This is a genomic window from Providencia rustigianii DSM 4541, from assembly GCF_000156395.1.
GTDB lineage: Bacteria > Pseudomonadota > Gammaproteobacteria > Enterobacterales > Enterobacteriaceae > Providencia > Providencia rustigianii.
The window spans coordinates 21,278-37,566 of sequence record NZ_GG703819.1 but is presented as its reverse complement, the minus strand read 5'-3'; the positions used below and the strand labels follow the sequence as shown (position 1 = coordinate 37,566).

The 16,289-nt window shown below is 40.5% G+C and carries 11 protein-coding genes, 7 tRNA genes and 2 other RNA genes; 12 read left to right on the top strand and 8 right to left on the bottom strand.

Annotated features, from left to right (window positions below):
- Positions 1-38 precede the first annotated feature (38 nt).
- The 4 genes from ptsI to cysZ form a co-directional block, all read right to left on the bottom strand.
- A complete protein-coding gene (gene ptsI, locus PROVRUST_RS09995) occupies positions 39-1,766 on the bottom strand; it encodes a phosphoenolpyruvate-protein phosphotransferase PtsI (protein ID WP_006814668.1) in 1,728 nt (575 codons plus the stop codon).
- 136 nt (positions 1,767-1,902) lie between these two features.
- Positions 1,903-2,160 carry a phosphocarrier protein Hpr gene (gene ptsH, locus PROVRUST_RS09990; RefSeq protein ID WP_006658608.1) on the bottom strand — a complete coding sequence of 86 codons (258 nt, stop codon included), beginning with the start codon at positions 2,158-2,160 and terminating at the stop codon, positions 1,903-1,905.
- A 342-nt stretch (positions 2,161-2,502) separates the two neighbouring features.
- Positions 2,503-3,459 (bottom strand): cysteine synthase A, encoded by a 957-nt coding sequence (gene cysK, locus PROVRUST_RS09985; RefSeq protein ID WP_006814667.1) that lies wholly within the window; start codon positions 3,457-3,459, stop codon positions 2,503-2,505.
- A gap of 227 nt (positions 3,460-3,686) precedes the next feature.
- Positions 3,687-4,451 (bottom strand): sulfate transporter CysZ, encoded by a 765-nt coding sequence (gene cysZ / locus PROVRUST_RS09980; RefSeq protein WP_006814666.1) that lies wholly within the window; start codon positions 4,449-4,451, stop codon positions 3,687-3,689.
- A 219-nt stretch (positions 4,452-4,670) separates the two neighbouring features.
- On the opposite strand from cysZ, the gene zipA reads away from it, so the two are divergent.
- The 4 genes from zipA to PROVRUST_RS09960 all read left to right on the top strand — a co-directional run bounded on the left by zipA (position 4,671) and on the right by PROVRUST_RS09960 (position 9,464).
- On the top strand, positions 4,671-5,675 hold the full coding sequence (gene zipA, locus PROVRUST_RS09975) for a cell division protein ZipA (RefSeq protein ID WP_006814665.1): 1,005 nt from the start codon (positions 4,671-4,673) through the stop codon (positions 5,673-5,675).
- Between the two features lie 47 nt (positions 5,676-5,722).
- Positions 5,723-7,759: an NAD-dependent DNA ligase LigA gene (gene ligA, locus PROVRUST_RS09970; protein ID WP_006814664.1), complete on the top strand. Its 2,037-nt coding sequence runs from the start codon at positions 5,723-5,725 to the stop codon at positions 7,757-7,759.
- 225 nt (positions 7,760-7,984) lie between these two features.
- Positions 7,985-9,169 carry a NupC/NupG family nucleoside CNT transporter gene (locus tag PROVRUST_RS09965; protein WP_006814662.1) on the top strand — a complete coding sequence of 395 codons (1,185 nt, stop codon included), beginning with the start codon at positions 7,985-7,987 and terminating at the stop codon, positions 9,167-9,169.
- Positions 9,170-9,248: 79 nt separating this feature from the next.
- Positions 9,249-9,464, top strand: a complete 216-nt coding sequence (locus tag PROVRUST_RS09960; RefSeq protein WP_006814661.1) for a DUF3820 family protein — start codon at positions 9,249-9,251, stop codon at positions 9,462-9,464.
- Positions 9,465-9,486: 22 nt separating this feature from the next.
- On the opposite strand, the gene PROVRUST_RS09955 is transcribed toward PROVRUST_RS09960, so the two are convergent.
- From PROVRUST_RS09955 to gltX, 4 genes are all read right to left on the bottom strand, one after another.
- A complete protein-coding gene (locus tag PROVRUST_RS09955; protein ID WP_006814660.1) occupies positions 9,487-10,818 on the bottom strand; it encodes a flavin monoamine oxidase family protein in 1,332 nt (443 codons plus the stop codon).
- Between the two features lie 216 nt (positions 10,819-11,034).
- Positions 11,035-11,110: transfer RNA gene (locus tag PROVRUST_RS09950), tRNA-Ala, on the bottom strand.
- A gap of 57 nt (positions 11,111-11,167) precedes the next feature.
- Positions 11,168-11,243: transfer RNA gene (locus tag PROVRUST_RS09945), tRNA-Ala, on the bottom strand.
- Positions 11,244-11,415: 172 nt separating this feature from the next.
- Entirely contained in the window at positions 11,416-12,837 is a 1,422-nt protein-coding gene (gltX, locus tag PROVRUST_RS09940; protein ID WP_006814659.1) for a glutamate--tRNA ligase, read from the bottom strand.
- Positions 12,838-13,300: 463 nt separating this feature from the next.
- On the opposite strand from gltX, the gene PROVRUST_RS09935 reads away from it, so the two are divergent.
- The 8 genes from PROVRUST_RS09935 to PROVRUST_RS09905 all read left to right on the top strand — a co-directional run bounded on the left by PROVRUST_RS09935 (position 13,301) and on the right by PROVRUST_RS09905 (position 16,113).
- A tRNA-Val gene (locus tag PROVRUST_RS09935) sits at positions 13,301-13,376 on the top strand.
- A gap of 25 nt (positions 13,377-13,401) precedes the next feature.
- Positions 13,402-13,477 (top strand) — tRNA-Val (locus tag PROVRUST_RS09930).
- A gap of 31 nt (positions 13,478-13,508) precedes the next feature.
- Positions 13,509-13,584 (top strand) — tRNA-Val (locus tag PROVRUST_RS09925).
- A gap of 35 nt (positions 13,585-13,619) precedes the next feature.
- Positions 13,620-13,695, top strand: a tRNA-Lys gene (locus tag PROVRUST_RS09920).
- Between the two features lie 168 nt (positions 13,696-13,863).
- Positions 13,864-13,939 (top strand) — tRNA-Lys (locus PROVRUST_RS09915).
- 42 nt (positions 13,940-13,981) lie between these two features.
- Positions 13,982-14,110, top strand: a non-coding RNA gene (locus tag PROVRUST_RS19030) — RtT sRNA.
- A 144-nt stretch (positions 14,111-14,254) separates the two neighbouring features.
- A non-coding RNA gene (locus PROVRUST_RS19025) (RtT sRNA) lies at positions 14,255-14,383 on the top strand.
- A 1,436-nt stretch (positions 14,384-15,819) separates the two neighbouring features.
- Complete coding sequence (locus PROVRUST_RS09905) at positions 15,820-16,113, top strand: helix-turn-helix domain-containing protein (RefSeq protein WP_039855388.1); 294 nt, start codon at positions 15,820-15,822, stop codon at positions 16,111-16,113.
- Positions 16,114-16,289 lie beyond the last annotated feature (176 nt).

The following is a 16,289-nucleotide window of genomic DNA, read 5'->3' as shown; positions in this document are numbered from 1 at the left end:
CTAATCGTTTTATATGGGACCGAACTAATGTGCTTCTGCTAGCATAACGTTTTTTCTTGGATAAAGGTATCTACAAGTTTAATCAATTCTTCGGCAGTCGGTTGAGCAAGTGCTTGCTCGGCGAGAGCCTTAGCATCAGAAAAATTCGCATTACGAATGAGTTTCTTGATGCGAGGAATTGAGATTGCGCTCATGCTAAATTCGTCCAGCCCCATGCCTAACAGCAATAAGGTCGCACGTTCATCACCTGCTAATTCGCCACACATTCCCGTCCATTTCCCCTCAGCATGAGAAGCATCAATAACTTGCTTAATCAAGTTTAAGACGGCTGGAGACATTGGATTATAAAGGTGAGAAATCAGCTCATTACCACGGTCAACCGCTAAAGTGTATTGAGTGAGATCATTCGTCCCAATACTAAAGAAATCAACTTCTTTTGCCAAATGATGGGCGATAACTGCAGCCGCTGGCGTTTCCACCATAATACCGACTTCAATCGATTCATCAAAGGCTTTACCTTCTTCTCGTAGCTGCTCTTTAAGCATCTCAAGTTCTGCTTTCAATTCCCTAACTTCCTCAACGGAAATCACCATCGGGAACATAATGCGCAGTTTACCAAATTTAGATGCCCTTAAAATAGCTCTTAATTGAGAGTGTAGAATTTCTTTGCGATCAAGACAAATACGAATTGCACGCCAGCCAAGGAATGGGTTTTCCTCTTTTGGTAAATTCATATACGGTAAGTCTTTATCTCCACCGATATCCATGGTGCGGACAATCACTGCTTGGCTGCCCATCGCTTCTGCAACCGCTTTATATGCTTGGAACTGTTCTTCCTCGCTAGGTAAAGCGTCTCGGTCCATGAATAAAAATTCAGTACGGTATAAACCAACACCTTCTGCACCGTTGCGCTCAGCCCCGGCGACATCACGCACAGTACCGATATTGGCACAGACCTCAACTTGATGACCATCGAGAGTAATTGCGGGCAAATCTTTCAGTTTCGCCAGCTCTTCTTTTTCTTTCAAATATTCAGCATTAGAGGCTTTGAGCTTGTCGATTTCGCTTTCTGATGGATTCAGATAAATGACGTTATTAACACCGTCAAGCACGATAAAATCGCCATTTTTTACTTTGCTTGTTGCGTCGGAGGTTCCGACGATAGCTGGGATCTCTAATGAACGAGCCATGATGGATGTGTGAGACGTCCGTCCACCTAAGTCGGTGATAAAGCCTAAAACTTTATCGAGATTCAGCTGGGCTGTCTCTGATGGTGTTAAATCAGGTGCCACGAGGATAACTTCTTCAGTGATAGCGCTTAAATCAACAATTGGCATGTTGAGGATATTTCTTAGCAAGCGCTTACCAATATCACGTACGTCAGCAGCACGTTCTTTTAAATATTCGTCATCTAAAGCTTCAAGGGCTTGAGCTTGATCTTCGATGACAGAGTAAACTGCGGCATCAGCCGTTTTTTTGTCACCTTTGATTAAGGTGATAATTTCTTGCTCAAGTTCTTCATCTTCCAGCAACATAATATGGCCTTCAAAAATCTCAGCTTTTTCCGCACCAAGATTTTTTTCTGCTTTCTCTTTGATGAGGCAGAGCTGTTCGGCTGATTTGTTACGTCCATCAATGAAGTTTTGGATCTCTTTATCGATTTGTTCATCGCTAATTTTGCGAGTGCTAACGATGATAGGATCTTCTTTGAGGATGAGAGCCTGACCAAAAGCAAAACCTGGGGATACTAAAATTCCTGAAATCATAATATTACCTTACTACTGGTAGGAGTTTTGATGTTGCAGAGACAACAGTAGATATACGTGATTAAGCAGGTGTCCCTGAATAAAATATTCAGGGACAGAGAATCATTTCGTTAAAATCGATCTCTTGAGGGGGAAATTATTCTAATTCGCCCATCAGTTTAACTAAAAATTCAACTGCTTGTTGCTCGTCTTCACCTTCAGCGGAAATTGTCACTACAGTGCCTTGGGTTAAACCTAAAGTTTGTAATTTGAACAAGCTTTTTGCACTTGCTGATTTGCCGCCAGAACTCAAAGTAATGTCAGATGTGAATGCTTTTGCTTCTTTCACGAATTGAGCAGCAGGGCGAGTGTGTAAACCGTTTGGTGCTGTAATGGTGACTTCTTGCTGGAACATAGTATTTCCTCAATAACTTTAGTTTTTATCATTACCCAGCGTATTGTAGATGAAATATGCTGAGCATGCGTATAATTAGATTATTAACTAATAAAAAGGTTTCCAACTTTGTGCAGTATCAACCCTTTTACAGTTTACCTGGTTTAATTTTCACATCACTCATTTGATAAGCCAAAATTAGAGCTGACTAAAAAATGATTAATTTCGAGGTGTGAAATAATTAGTATGTTTAATACTAAACACTGAGTAAGAAATCATCTCAATCCGTGCTAAATTATGATCTCTCCCACAAAAAAAGCACCCAACAGGTGCTTTTTTAACGAAATATTAACGTGTGAAAAATTATTCGGCATTAATATCAGCAAATAGGGCGGTTGATAGATAACGTTCACCTGATGAGGGTAAAATCACGACAATATTTTTCCCTTGGTACTCTGGTTGGGCTGCCAGTTTAGCGGCTGCTGCAATCGCTGCACCTGAAGATATTCCGGCTAAAATACCTTCTTTCTCCATGAGTTCGCGAGCCGTTTGAATGGCTTCGTCATCGCTAATTTGTACCACTTTATCCACTAAAGAAAGATCTAAATTACCAGGGATAAACCCAGCACCAATACCTTGAATTTTATGTGGACCAGGCTTGATTTCGTCGCCAGCAAGCGCTTGGCTAATGACTGGAGACGTGATTGGCTCTACAGCGACCATTACAACGTCTTTTTTTCCTTGGGTATTTTTCAAATAGCGCGCAATACCGGTAATTGTGCCACCAGTACCAACACCCGACACAACCACGTCGACTTTACCGTCAGTATCTTGCCAGATTTCTGGGCCGGTTGTTTTTTCATGGATTTCTGGGTTAGCTGGATTATTAAATTGTTGTAATAGTAAGTATTTATCTGGGTTGCTGCTGATAATCTCTTCAGCTTTAGCAATCGCACCTTTCATTCCTTTAGCACCTTCGGTTAGTACTAAATTTGCGCCTAAAGCTTTCAGTAATTTACGACGTTCAACACTCATGGTCTCTGGCATGGTGAGTGTCAGTTTATAGCCGCGAGCTGCAGCAACATAAGCCAGTGCAATTCCTGTGTTCCCGCTAGTCGGTTCAACAAGCTCTTTATCTTTAGTTAGGATGCCTTTTTTCTCTGCATCCCAAATCATGCTGGCACCTACTCGGCACTTTACACTAAAACTTGGGTTACGAGATTCCACTTTAGCCAAAATATTACCGTTGCCGAAATGCTTTAAACGCACTAAAGGTGTATTACCAATGGTCAACGAGTTATCTTCATAAATTTTGCTCATGGGACATCCTTAAAATAAACGTTTTGTCGAGAAATTAGGGGTTCATCGAAATTGAACATGAATTGAACATACGTGAACATGGAATTAATGCAAATATGATTTCCCTATAGGATATAACTAATGGTTATTAATTTATAGGCACTTATAACTTGATGGGTGTTTTATTCGAAAGGCGAAATAAGATAGAAAGATATGCAGGGAAATTGCCTGCATATCTCAAAAATAGATTAGTAACGTGCGTAGCGAGCACGATAGCGATCAACCCACATAAGGGTCGCGCCACAGACTGCAACGGGCATAAGAACTAAGTTAATAAATGGGATCATCATTAAAAGGCTAACCACGCCACCAAACTGAATGTTATTCATGCGGTCTTTAGCTAGAGCTTGTTTCATCTCAGCAAATCCAACACGATGGTTATCAAAAGGATAATCACAATATTGAATGGACATCATCCATGCCCCGAATAAAAACCATAAAATTGGGGCAATAGTTTGACCGATACCCGGAATAAAGAATAAAACCAGTAAAATAAGCGCACGTGGTAGGTAGTAGGCAATACGGACTAGCTCGCGTTTTACCATACGAGGAATATCTTTCATTAATTCTGCAATACCCGTATCTGGTGCCGGTTTTCCGGTGAGTTCCGCTTCTAAATGTTCAGAAAGCCAGCCATTGAACGGTGCAGCGATAATATTTGCGACGGTACTGAAAAAATAACTGAAAACCAATAAGATAGAAATGACAGCCATTGGCCAAATAAGATAATCAAGCCATTGTAACCAACTTGGAATATAACTCATTACCTGATTAATCCAGTCACCTAGCTTGCTGTAAAGCCACCAAAAAGCGCCTCCTAGCAACAGAATATTTGCCAAAAGAGGTAAAATAACAAAGCGTTTAATGCCTGGACGTGTGATTAATCGCCATCCTTGTGTAAAATAATAAAAACCAGAATGATTTTTTTGTGGCGAAAATGTCGATTGGGTCATACTTCTTATTATCTCCTTTGCGGGTGAAGATGTATCATATAGATATGAATTTACACTGACTAGTGATAATTTTGTATAAAAAAGCAGCAAATAAAGGCAGATTATTCTCTTTCTTGTAAGAAAATCGTTCTGAGGGTTGCACTTAGAGCAATTGAGAAATAATCTTAAGGTAGTTCCCGCCGTGATGGCATCATTATTCATCAACTAGAGATAGCAGCGATGCAGGATTTGCGTCTAATATTAGTGGTCGTAGGTGCGATAGCCATTGTCGCTTTATTACTGCATGGTTTATGGACCAGCCGTAAAGAGCGCTCTAAGTTATTTCGCGATCGACCTGTAAAACGTAGAAAAAATGAAACACAGGAAAATTCATCGGCGTATGATGATTCAGCCTTGTTTACAGAAAATCAACCCGCACAAAAAGCCGTTGTTGAGCCTGAACCTATCTATATGGTGAAAGATGAGCCTCGTGTTGAACCTGCTGTGCAGTCACAGACTGTGGTTAAACATGATGCTGAGCCAGAATTTAATTTGGCGATGGATGATGCTCATCATAATTCAGGGCGGCATGAAAAACCGGCTGCATCAGAACCGGTATTTGCACCTCATGCTGAAACTCGCCACGCTCCAGAACAGCTCACGATCAGTATGGCTGATGAAGTCGTCGATGATGTGGAGCATGTGTCTGAACCGGTGAGAATTTACAAAGAGCCTATGATGGGGGTTGATACCCATGAAGCGGCTCAGCCAGTTCATCATGAGCATATTGAACAGCATTCTCAGTCCACAGAACAAGCATCTGCATCAAATGGTAAAGAAACTGTTCTGGTTCTCCATGTTGCAGCTCATCAAGGGCATGTGCTGGAGGGCGATGCGTTACTGCAAAGTATTCTCCAAGCAGGATTCCAATTTGGTGAAATGAATATTTTCCATCGCCATGTGAATCCATCAGGTACAGGTCCAGTGCTCTTTAGTCTGGCCAATATGGTTAAGCCGGGGTCGTTTGATCCGGATACGATGTCAGAATTTACCACACCGGGGGTCTCTATCTTTATGATGGTGCCATCTTACGGTGAAGCCAGTCAAAACTTTAAATTGATGCTACAGGCTGCACAACGGATTGCCTCCGATGCCGGAGGGGTTGTGTTGGATGATGAACGTAAAATACTGACACCTCAAAAAATAGAGGTGTATCATGCAAGAATTCGAAATACATTAAGTTAATTAAAACCCCCGTAACTGGGGGTTTTTTATATCTACTCTGGTGAAACATGACGACGAAACAGCCCCAAGATGCGCTAAAACAAAAAATTGACTCTTTAAAACAGCAACTGCGCCATCACGAATATTTATATCATGTGCTCGATGCGCCTGAAATTCCCGATGTGGAATATGACAAGCTGATGCAAGAGCTAAAAGGTCTAGAAGCAGAAAACCCTGAATTAATTACGACAGACTCTCCGACACAACGGGTTGGCGCCGCGCCATTAACCGCTTTTGGCACCGTGCGCCATGAAGTCCCTATGCTATCTTTAGATAACGTTTTTGATGAAGAGAGCTATCTGGCATTTGATAAACGTGTAAAAGATAGGCTCAATAATCACACAGAATTAACATTTTGCTGTGAATTGAAACTGGATGGTTTGGCTGTCAGTTTATTGTATGAAAATGGCGAGTTAGTCCAAGCAGCGACCCGTGGTGATGGCTCAGTTGGTGAGAATATTACGGTAAACGTCAGAACCATTAAGGCGATTCCATTGCGTTTACGTGGAGATAATATTCCTGCACGCGTCGAAATTCGTGGTGAAGTTTTCATGCCACAAAAAGGTTTTGAAGCCATGAATGAAGAGGCTCGCAGAACGGATGGAAAAATATTTGCTAACCCACGTAATGCAGCAGCAGGTTCATTGCGTCAGTTAGACCCTCGCATCACGGCAAAGCGACCTTTAACCTTTTACTGCTATGGTGTGGGTCTGGTAGAGGGAAATACCCTACCAGATACGCATTATGAACGCCTAATGCAGTTTAAAGCGTGGGGGTTACCTGTAAGCGAACATGTTCAATTACGAGTCGGTTGCCAACAAGTTCTCGACTTCTATCACCATGTTGAAAAAATTCGCCCAACTTTAGGTTTCGATATCGACGGTGTGGTGATTAAAGTCAATGATATTGCGACGCAAGAAAAATTAGGCTTTGTTTCCAGAGCACCTCGTTGGGCAACTGCGTTTAAATTCCCAGCGCAAGAGCAGTTAACTTTATTAAAAGATGTTGAGTTTCAAGTTGGACGTACAGGTGCAATTACCCCTGTGGCTCGTTTAGAGCCTGTCCAAGTTGCAGGAGTGGTCGTCAGTAATGCGACTTTGCATAATGCGGACGAAATAGAACGCCTTGGGGTACGTATTGGTGATACGGTGGTGATCCGCCGTGCGGGGGATGTTATTCCACAAATTGTGAGTGTGGTGATGGATAAACGCCCTGCGGATAGCCGTGAAATTACTTTCCCAACTCAGTGCCCAGTTTGTCATTCTGATATTGAACGAGTAGAGGGAGAAGCCGTTGCTCGTTGTACCGGTGGTTTAACCTGTGGTGCCCAATTGAAAGAGTCGTTAAAGCATTTTGTTTCCCGTCGTGCAATGGATGTCGATGGTATGGGAGATAAAATTATTGAACAACTGGTAGATGCCGAATACGTGAAGAATGCGGCTCAGTTGTATCAGTTATCGGCAGGGAAATTAACCGGTCTGGAAAGAATGGGGCCAAAATCTGCACAGAAACTGATTGATGCGTTGGAAAAATCGAAACAAACCACGTTAGCGCGCTTTATCTATGCGTTGGGGATCCGTGAAGTAGGGGAGGCTACAGCAGCCAACTTAGCCTCTCATTATGCTTCTTTAGATGCGGTGATGGCCGCAGATGAAGAATCTCTCAAAGCGGTACAAGATATTGGCGAAGTTGTGGCTAAACATGTGGTGAATTTTTTCCATGAAGAGCATAACCGCCAAGTTATTCATGACTTGCTGACCATCGCCAATATCCACTGGCCTGAAGTAAAAGTGGTGAATAGTGATGAAATCGATAGCCCATTTGCAGGAAAAACGGTGGTGTTAACGGGCTCAATGAGCCGGCTCACTCGTGACGAAGCGAAGGATCAATTGGTGGCTTTAGGCGCAAAAGTAGCAGGTAGTGTGTCGAAGAAGACCGATATGGTGATTGCTGGGGAAGCTGCTGGTTCAAAGCTGGCTAAAGCGATTGAACTGGGTGTAAAAGTTATTGATGAAGATGAGTTAGTTCGTTTGCTGAATATCTGATCGTGACCTATATTTAATTCGCCGTGCCATTATCAATAATTGTGATAATGGCATTTACAATTTTAGGGGCGGTTAGTTCATTACTTGTTAAACGTGACCTAGGCTTCGTTTTTAGAAAATAGATGCTCTCAGTTTTCATATTAATGTGACTCCAGTCTCGTTTAAATGTTGTCTATTACATAGAATATGCACATAGACTGATTTTTAACTTTGTTGGAGTCGTAAATGACCTCGATCCTGCACTTTATCTTATCCATTGTTGTTATCGCTGCTCTTGCGATTTTGGCGAGTAGTAACCGTAAGGGGATCCGTCCTCGTTATGTTATTCAGCTTCTTGTCATCCAAATCGCATTGGCTTATTTGTTCTTAAAATCAAATATCGGTGAATCTTTTGTTCTAGGAATTGCTGGGGTATTTACTCACTTATTAGGCTATGCCGCAGAAGGGACTAAATTTATTTTCGGTGGGATGATCGAAGGTAATTTAGCGTTCTTCTTCCTTCAAGTCCTTTGCCCAATTATCTTCATTTCAGCACTCATCGGTATTTTACAGCACGTTAAAATTTTACCTTTTGTAATTCGTATCATCGGTACAGTGCTATCGAAAGTGAATGGCATGGGTAAATTAGAATCATTTAACGCAGTCAGTTCTTTGTTATTGGGTCAGTCAGAAAACTTTATTGCTTATAAAGACCAGTTAAGCAAAATGTCTGAAAGAAGAATGTACACCATGGCAGCCACCGCGATGTCGACGGTTTCAATGTCAATTGTTGGTGCGTACATGACCATGCTGGATCCAAAATATGTGGTTGCAGCATTAGTTCTGAACATGTTTGGTACATTCGTCGTGTTATCGTTAATCAACCCTTATTCTCCAGAAGGTGAAGAAGACATTCAAATGCGCAGTTTGCATGAAGGTCAAAGCTTCTTTGAAATGCTGGGTGAGTATATCCTTGCTGGGTTTAAAGTTGCGATCATCGTATCGGCAATGTTGATTGGGTTTATCGCTCTGATTGCCATGATCAACGGTATCTGTTCCGCTATCTTTGGTATTAGCTTCCAAACCATGCTGGGCTACGTATTCTATCCATTTGCTTGGATGCTGGGTATTCCTGCTAATGAAGCACTACAAGTCGGTGGTATCATGGCCGTGAAGATGGTTACCAACGAGTTTGTTGCAATGGATGGATTAAAAGCAGTTGCAGCCGGATTATCTGACCGTTCTGTCGGTATTCTGTCAGTATTCTTAGTTTCATTCGCGAACTTCTCATCTATTGGTATCATTGCTGGTGCGATCAAAGGATTAGATGAGAAACAAGGTAATACCGTAGCGCGTTTTGGTCTGAAATTATTGTTCGGCTCAACATTAGTCAGCTTCCTGTCAGCTGCGGTGGTAGGATTAATTCTGTAATTTTCTAAAAAGTGTTACAGTGATAAACGGCATTCATCGAATGCCGTTTTTTTTGATACTGACAAAGTGAAAACTTCATATGGAAAAACAAGATTTATTAGATATTGCTAACACCTATATGCCGTTTGGAAAATATAAAGGCTGTGTCCTAATCGATTTACCTGAAGAGTATCTATTGTGGTTTTACAAAAAAGGCGAGTTTCCACAAGGTCGTTTAGGGCAATTGATGGAAATGACGTTAGGGCTGAAAATCGAAGGGCTAGATAGTATTGTTAAACCCCTAAAGCGTAAATAAGCCATAGAGGTTCAACTCGGAACTAGGAAGCGCCTAGTAGCTGTCTTGCTGCCTCGATACCTGATTGATATGCACCATGAACAGTTCCTGCTCCTAATAGTGCTAAATGTTCCCCAGCGAAGAATAATTTTTCATTAATAGGTTGTTTTAATCGCTCAATTTGGTTTGTTGAATAGTTATTGGCTGGGTAGCTAAATGAGCCATAGGAATAAATATCTTTTTCCCAGTCGGTTTTTAATAGCTGAATTGGCTTCGGAACATGATCAAAAACTTTAGTTAAGGAATCATATAACTCTTTCCAAGCTGTCTGCTCATCACATTCTTCGAGCCATTTTGCTGAAAGCCCACCAAATAAAAACAGTAGCGTCGGTTTTTGGTAGATAGCGCTTACATCCATAAAATTAAGCCAATAGTCTGATTCATGGATATACATACTATTGACGTTACTTAACGTCTCTTCACGCCAGAAGGCGTGTTCAAAAGTCACGAATAATTTATTGAAAATGCCAAATCCTAGTTGAGATATTGCTTCTTGCTTTACAGTGGGTAATGGCGGTAAAAACTGGATTACATTCTTTTTAAGAACCCCTAATGGAACCGTTATCAGAACTTGACTCGCAGTCAGCTTTTGTCCAGAAACGGTCGTCACTACCACATAGTCATATTGATAATCGATATGGTGAACGGGGTGATTCGTACGTATATCCAACTTGTTTGATAATGTTTTTATTATTTGATGATATCCGTGAGGGAAAATGACCTCATCGCCGTCACAAAAGCCTTCCAGCTGAAGAAAGTGAGGTGATAGCGTTTCTAGCGTACAAGCACAAGGGTCTTCGGCGATAGCTTCAAAAAATTCATGTAAGCCATCCCGTAACTGCTCAAAAAGAGGTTGATCAGCATGATGCTGTTTGGTTAGTAACTGATGGAATTCTAGACTCTGTAACCAGCTATTTAATGCATCTGCAGCACTGTTAAATTTGCATGGAGAGGAAATAGTTTCAAATTGATTCATCAAATAATCAAGACCTGCTTCAAAAGCTGCCTTTTCCTTTTCACAAAGGATTAAACCATTCTTCTTATAGAAAATAGCATCTTGATAATTGAATACAACTGTTTGGATTTGATGTTGCTGAGCAATTGCACTAATGGGATTGCCATTAATTCCGTGGATCCACGACGCACCCAAGTCATAGAACTGTCCGGCAATTTCATGGGTATGAATTCGCCCTCCTAGACGGTCTCTAGCTTCTAAAATAATGACTTTCTTACCTTGGGACTGTAATTGATTTGTTGCGGATAAACCTGAAATACCTGCTCCTATCACAATGATATCGGCATCTAGTTGTGGCATAACTCACCCAGTTGAAATGGAAAGTAACAGATACACCAATGTGCATCTAATAATTTTATTTAAATGAAATTATTAGATGATTATATATGAGGTCATTAATTGTAGATAGAAGCTGGCGATAAAATAACTGTTAATTTAATGAGTTATATACAGATTGGGGGGTAACTACAGGGGAGGATCTGATGATCATAAACAAAAAAGATTCGATGGAAAGTTTGGTGGAGCTAAGCGGGATCGAACCGCTGACCTCTTGCATGCCATGCAAGCGCTCTCCCAGCTGAGCTATAGCCCCAATCGAATATTTTGTTATACCTTGTTGGGTATTTGCCACCTAAACTGGATTTTTAGATGGTGGAGCTAAGCGGGATCGAACCGCTGACCTCTTGCATGCCATGCAAGCGCTCTCCCAGCTGAGCTATAGCCCCAAACAAAATCTTTTGGACGGGTGGCATCATATTCAAGCTAGGTTTGAGTGTCAATATATTAATATGAGTTTTGGGTTTAATTGCTGAAATATAGAGCATTTTGCAATCAATTCCCATTTGGAGGGAACGAAACAAAGAAACAGCCTCTGAGTGACAGAGGCTGTAAGATAACTTATTGTGCGGAAGCTTCTCGCTCTGCGATATAAGTCAGTGCTTTATCAATGCGAGCAACCGAACGAGCTTGACCAATAGCATGGACAGTCACGTCCAGTCCTGGAGATTGACCAGCACCTGTTACAGCGACACGAAGTGGCATACCAACCTTGCCCATACCGACTTCTAGTTCAGCAGCGGTGGCTTCAATTGCTTGATGAACATTTTCTGCTGTCCAATCAGAAATCGCGATTAGCTTATCTTTAACAACTTCTAATGGCTGACGAGCAACGGGACGTAGATGTTTTTTCGCGGCATCGGCATCAAAAGCGTCAAAATCTTGGTAGAAGTAATGACAAGACTCCGCCATCTCTTTTAATGTTTTGCAACGTTCACCCAGTAATTTAATCAGTTCGACTAATTGCGGGCCATTGCTGGTGTCGATATTTTGCTGTTCAATGTGCCATGCAAGGTATGTTGCGACTTCTTCAGCTGGCATGGTATTGATGTAGTGATGGTTCAGCCACTGCAACTTTTCAGTATTGAACGCACTGGCTGATTTACTGATAGCATCAAGAGAGAAATATTCTTTCATTTCTTCAATAGAGAAAATTTCTTGATCCCCATGTGACCAACCTAAACGGACTAAATAGTTAAGTAATGCTTGAGGTAAATAGCCATCATCACGATATTGCATGACACTAACAGCGCCATGGCGTTTAGACAATTTCTTACCGTCATCGCCTAAGATCATCGAAACGTGAGCATACTCAGGCACTGGTGCCCCTAATGCTTTTAGAATGTTAATTTGACGAGGGGTGTTGTTGATATGATCTTCACCACGGATAACGTGCGTGATCTCCATATCCCAGTCATCAATAACTACACAGAAATTATAAGTTGGAGAACCATCGGTACGACGAATAATCAAATCGTCTAGCTCTTGGTTACTAAATTCAATAGGCCCACGAATAGTGTCATTGAAAATCACAGAGCCGTCTTGTGGGTTACGGAAGCGTACAACGTGTGGCTCATCTGGAGTGTGGCTGTGCGCATGGTCACGGCAACAACCATCGTAGCGAGGTTTTTCGCCTTTTGCCATTTGGTCTTCGCGTAATGCTTCTAAACGCTCTTTCGAGCAGTAGCAACGATAAGCAGTACCTGCAGTTAGCATGTCGTCAATAACCGCGTTATAACGGTCAAAACGTTTAGTTTGGTAGTAAGGACCCTCATCCCAATTTAAATTCAACCAGTTCATCCCGTCCATAATGGCATCGATAGCTTCCTGAGTTGAACGTTCTAAGTCGGTATCTTCGATACGCAGGACAAATTCACCTTGATTGTGACGGCTGAATAACCAGGAGTAGAGAGCGGTACGAGCACCACCAACGTGCAGGTAGCCTGTTGGACTTGGTGCAAAACGGGTTTTGATTTTACTCATCGAGATTGCCTTAATTACGAAACATGGTTTCTTATACGCTTATATTCATCGGATATTTGCAAAATCACATTGCTATATAATAGATAGTGATTGGTATAAAAGGAGATACGCGGATCTAAAAAGACCACTTTTTGCGCCAACCTTACATCCAGAAGTTGCTAAGCATTGATAAAATGTATCCCTATTCTATCATCCTGCAACGAATCCTCAATCAGCTTATCTCTATACAGATAAAGAAAATCAGCAAATTATGGAAAATGGGCAGAAATTTTTCAGGAGACAAATCATTTTCACTTTCTTAAAGGACTTTTTTGGAAAAAGATTGTAGCTGTCTGATTAAAAAGGGGGCTTTCCTGGTGATATTTAAAACATCTTGATTATTTTTGCAACGAACAGAAAAAATCTCTTCAAAAACCGTTGACTCAGAACTCAGTATCCCTATAATGCCACTCCATCGACGACGGGGCGATTAGCTCAGTTGGTAGAGCACCTCCCTTACAAGGAGGGGGTCAGTGGTTCGAGCCCGCTATCGCCCACCACCGTTGACGATGAAAATAAATAATTGGGCGATTAGCTCAGTTGGTAGAGCACCTCCCTTACAAGGAGGGGGTCAGTGGTTCGAGCCCGCTATCGCCCACCAATTATTTATTACAATGTGGTTATCATGAAGTGGGCGATTAGCTCAGTTGGTAGAGCACCTCCCTTACAAGGAGGGGGTCAGTGGTTCGAGCCCGCTATCGCCCACCACTTCATTAGTTATTCGCATTAAAAAACTTTCAGATGGGTCGTTAGCTCAGTTGGTAGAGCAGTTGACTTTTAATCAATTGGTCGCAGGTTCGAATCCTGCACGACCCACCATCTAAAGTAGTAAATAATTCAAGCCATACAGATGGGTCGTTAACTCAGTTGGTAGGATCGTTAACTGTTAATAAGATGGTTGCAGGTTCAACCCGAAGGGTGAGACCGAAGGTCGAAGAATCCTGTACGTTCTCGACATTATATTAGTACAAAAAATCAAAAATAGATGGGTCGTTAGCTCAGTTGGTAGAGCAGTTGACTTTTAATCAATTGGTCGCAGGTTCGAATCCTGCACGACCCACCATCTCAAAGAAACTCCCCAAGAATAAACAACTCTGCCATTTACATATTGTACGTTGAGTGTAGGTGAGAAGCTGCGATCAGGTTCGAGCCGAGCTAAGTGAGACAGCGTTGCGCTTGCCGCAACGACCCGAAGGGCGAGGGCAAAGCCCGAGTAATCCTGCACGACCCACCATCTCAAGTAAAGCTTCAATAATTGAACCATACCTCGACAAGATGGTTGCAGGTTCGACACGAAGTGTAAGTCCGAAGGACTTAAATCCTGCACGACCCACCATCTCAAAGAAACTCCCCAAGAATAAACAACTCTACTATTTACACATTGTACGTTGAGTGTAGGTGAGAAGCTGCGCTCAGGTTCGAGCCGAGCGAAGCGAGACAGCGTTGCGCTTGCCGCAACGACCCGAAGGGCGAGGGCAAAGCCCGAGTAATCCTGCACGACCCACCATCTCAAGTAAAACTTCAATGATTGAACCATGCCTCGACAAAATGGTTGCAGGTTCGACACGAAGTGTCAGCTCGAAGAGCTCAAATCCTGCACGACCCACTATCTATCAAATATTTTCTATATATCCAGACTAATCACTATGTTAAGCGTTTTTATGCCTGTTATGTGATTATTTATATATACCCCGAAAAGGGTATTCACATTGCAGTGTTATTAAGCGTTATATCAATAAATATATTAAGAATATAAATTTAGGGGTTTACTCTGTTCGAGTGGGATTCAATCTAGTTAATGGTAGGTTATTTAAGCTTTCCAATACACGGTGAGTTTTATGTTGAGGGGCTATATTCAATTAAAATAATGAATTTAAATTAAATAAGTAAATTTACCTATCCCAACGAACTGTATAGTGCTGAGTTTATTATGTAACATGAATAAAGTACTTTATGTATATATAATGGGTTAATAGTAACTATCTAAGTGATTAAATAGATCTTTTTTTCGGACTGGAAATACTCGCATAAGGATTATTATGCATTAGGTTCGGTTGCAGAATCTAATAAATTTTTGTGAATTTCTAATGGAAATTCACATCATTTAGTTAATAAAATGATATCATTCTAGTGGTAGATTGAAAGAAAATCCTGGTTATTCCTGTTTCGATAGTCAAAAAAAACAATAAATTCCACTTGTGCTCGGTGAAATAATATTTAAATAAGATTATCGATAATCATTAAAGTATATATTTTTGTGATATTCATCAAGTAAAGTGAACATTGAACTTCCTTAACGTTAATGTTTTGTTATGTTGAATAAGGTGATGCATTAAATTCGCTGGCTACTTTAAAAATATAGTGATTTAATTTAATTGTAACATGCTGTCCATAGATGTATGTTGTTGATGCTCGGTGTTGCAAAATAGTTATATATGTAAAATGTATATTTTTTTTACTTTCTTTTACAGAATATTGGTATTTGATGTATCTTATAGCTTAAAAATACATCATCGTTATTCTGAAACCATTAACTTTGTTACAGTGTTAAATTATTCTGTTTATTTCTTTTATTTTTGGATTAATTGGCGGGAAGGTGGTGTTTTTTAGTGAATAATATTGTTGAGGTGCGTTGCACCTAAATTAACTAGGTGGTATTCACTGTCCGTTAAATAATATAACCATATGAAAGTATTAGGATAATTATCCTTATCATCTTATTTGTATAGGAAGTAATATTTTGTTACATAGTTGCAATGTCATTTTTGGACTAGTTGAAACTAATTAGATGGCTAGTATATTATTTGCTTAGTGATGTAGGATGTATCACCATGTTTATATCAATGAGCTATAGTTATTATAGTTATATAAAATAACAATAAAAAACTGCGGAAAAATATCTGCTGATTTTTATTCAATTAATATATTGAAGCGAGAATGTTTATGAATACAAAATATCCTGTCGCTTGTGCAGTTGGACAAAAAATTAAATCGTTAAGAAAAGCTCAAGGCTATACTGTGTTTCAATTAGCTAAAGAGATTGACATCAGCGAGCAGCAATTATTTCGTTATGAACGCGGTGTGAACCGTATCGATATTGATTGCTTAGTTCGTGTATTAAAAGTATTAGGCGTGAATATGGGAGAATTCTTTGGCGAAGTGCTTCAGGATGATATGAATGCCACTGAAGGAAAAGAATCTAAAGGGTTTAATGACTCGATTTATTCTCTAGTATAGTATTTTCCTATCTACCCACGTTTCATTATGAAACGAAAATGGAAATTCGTAATTAGATTGATTCAATTTAGAACGAAAATATGGAATTTAATTAATTAAGCGTGAGTATTTGAATATATATACTTTCTTTTCTAATACACTTACTAAAAATAAAAGCCCTTAGGGGCTTTTATTTT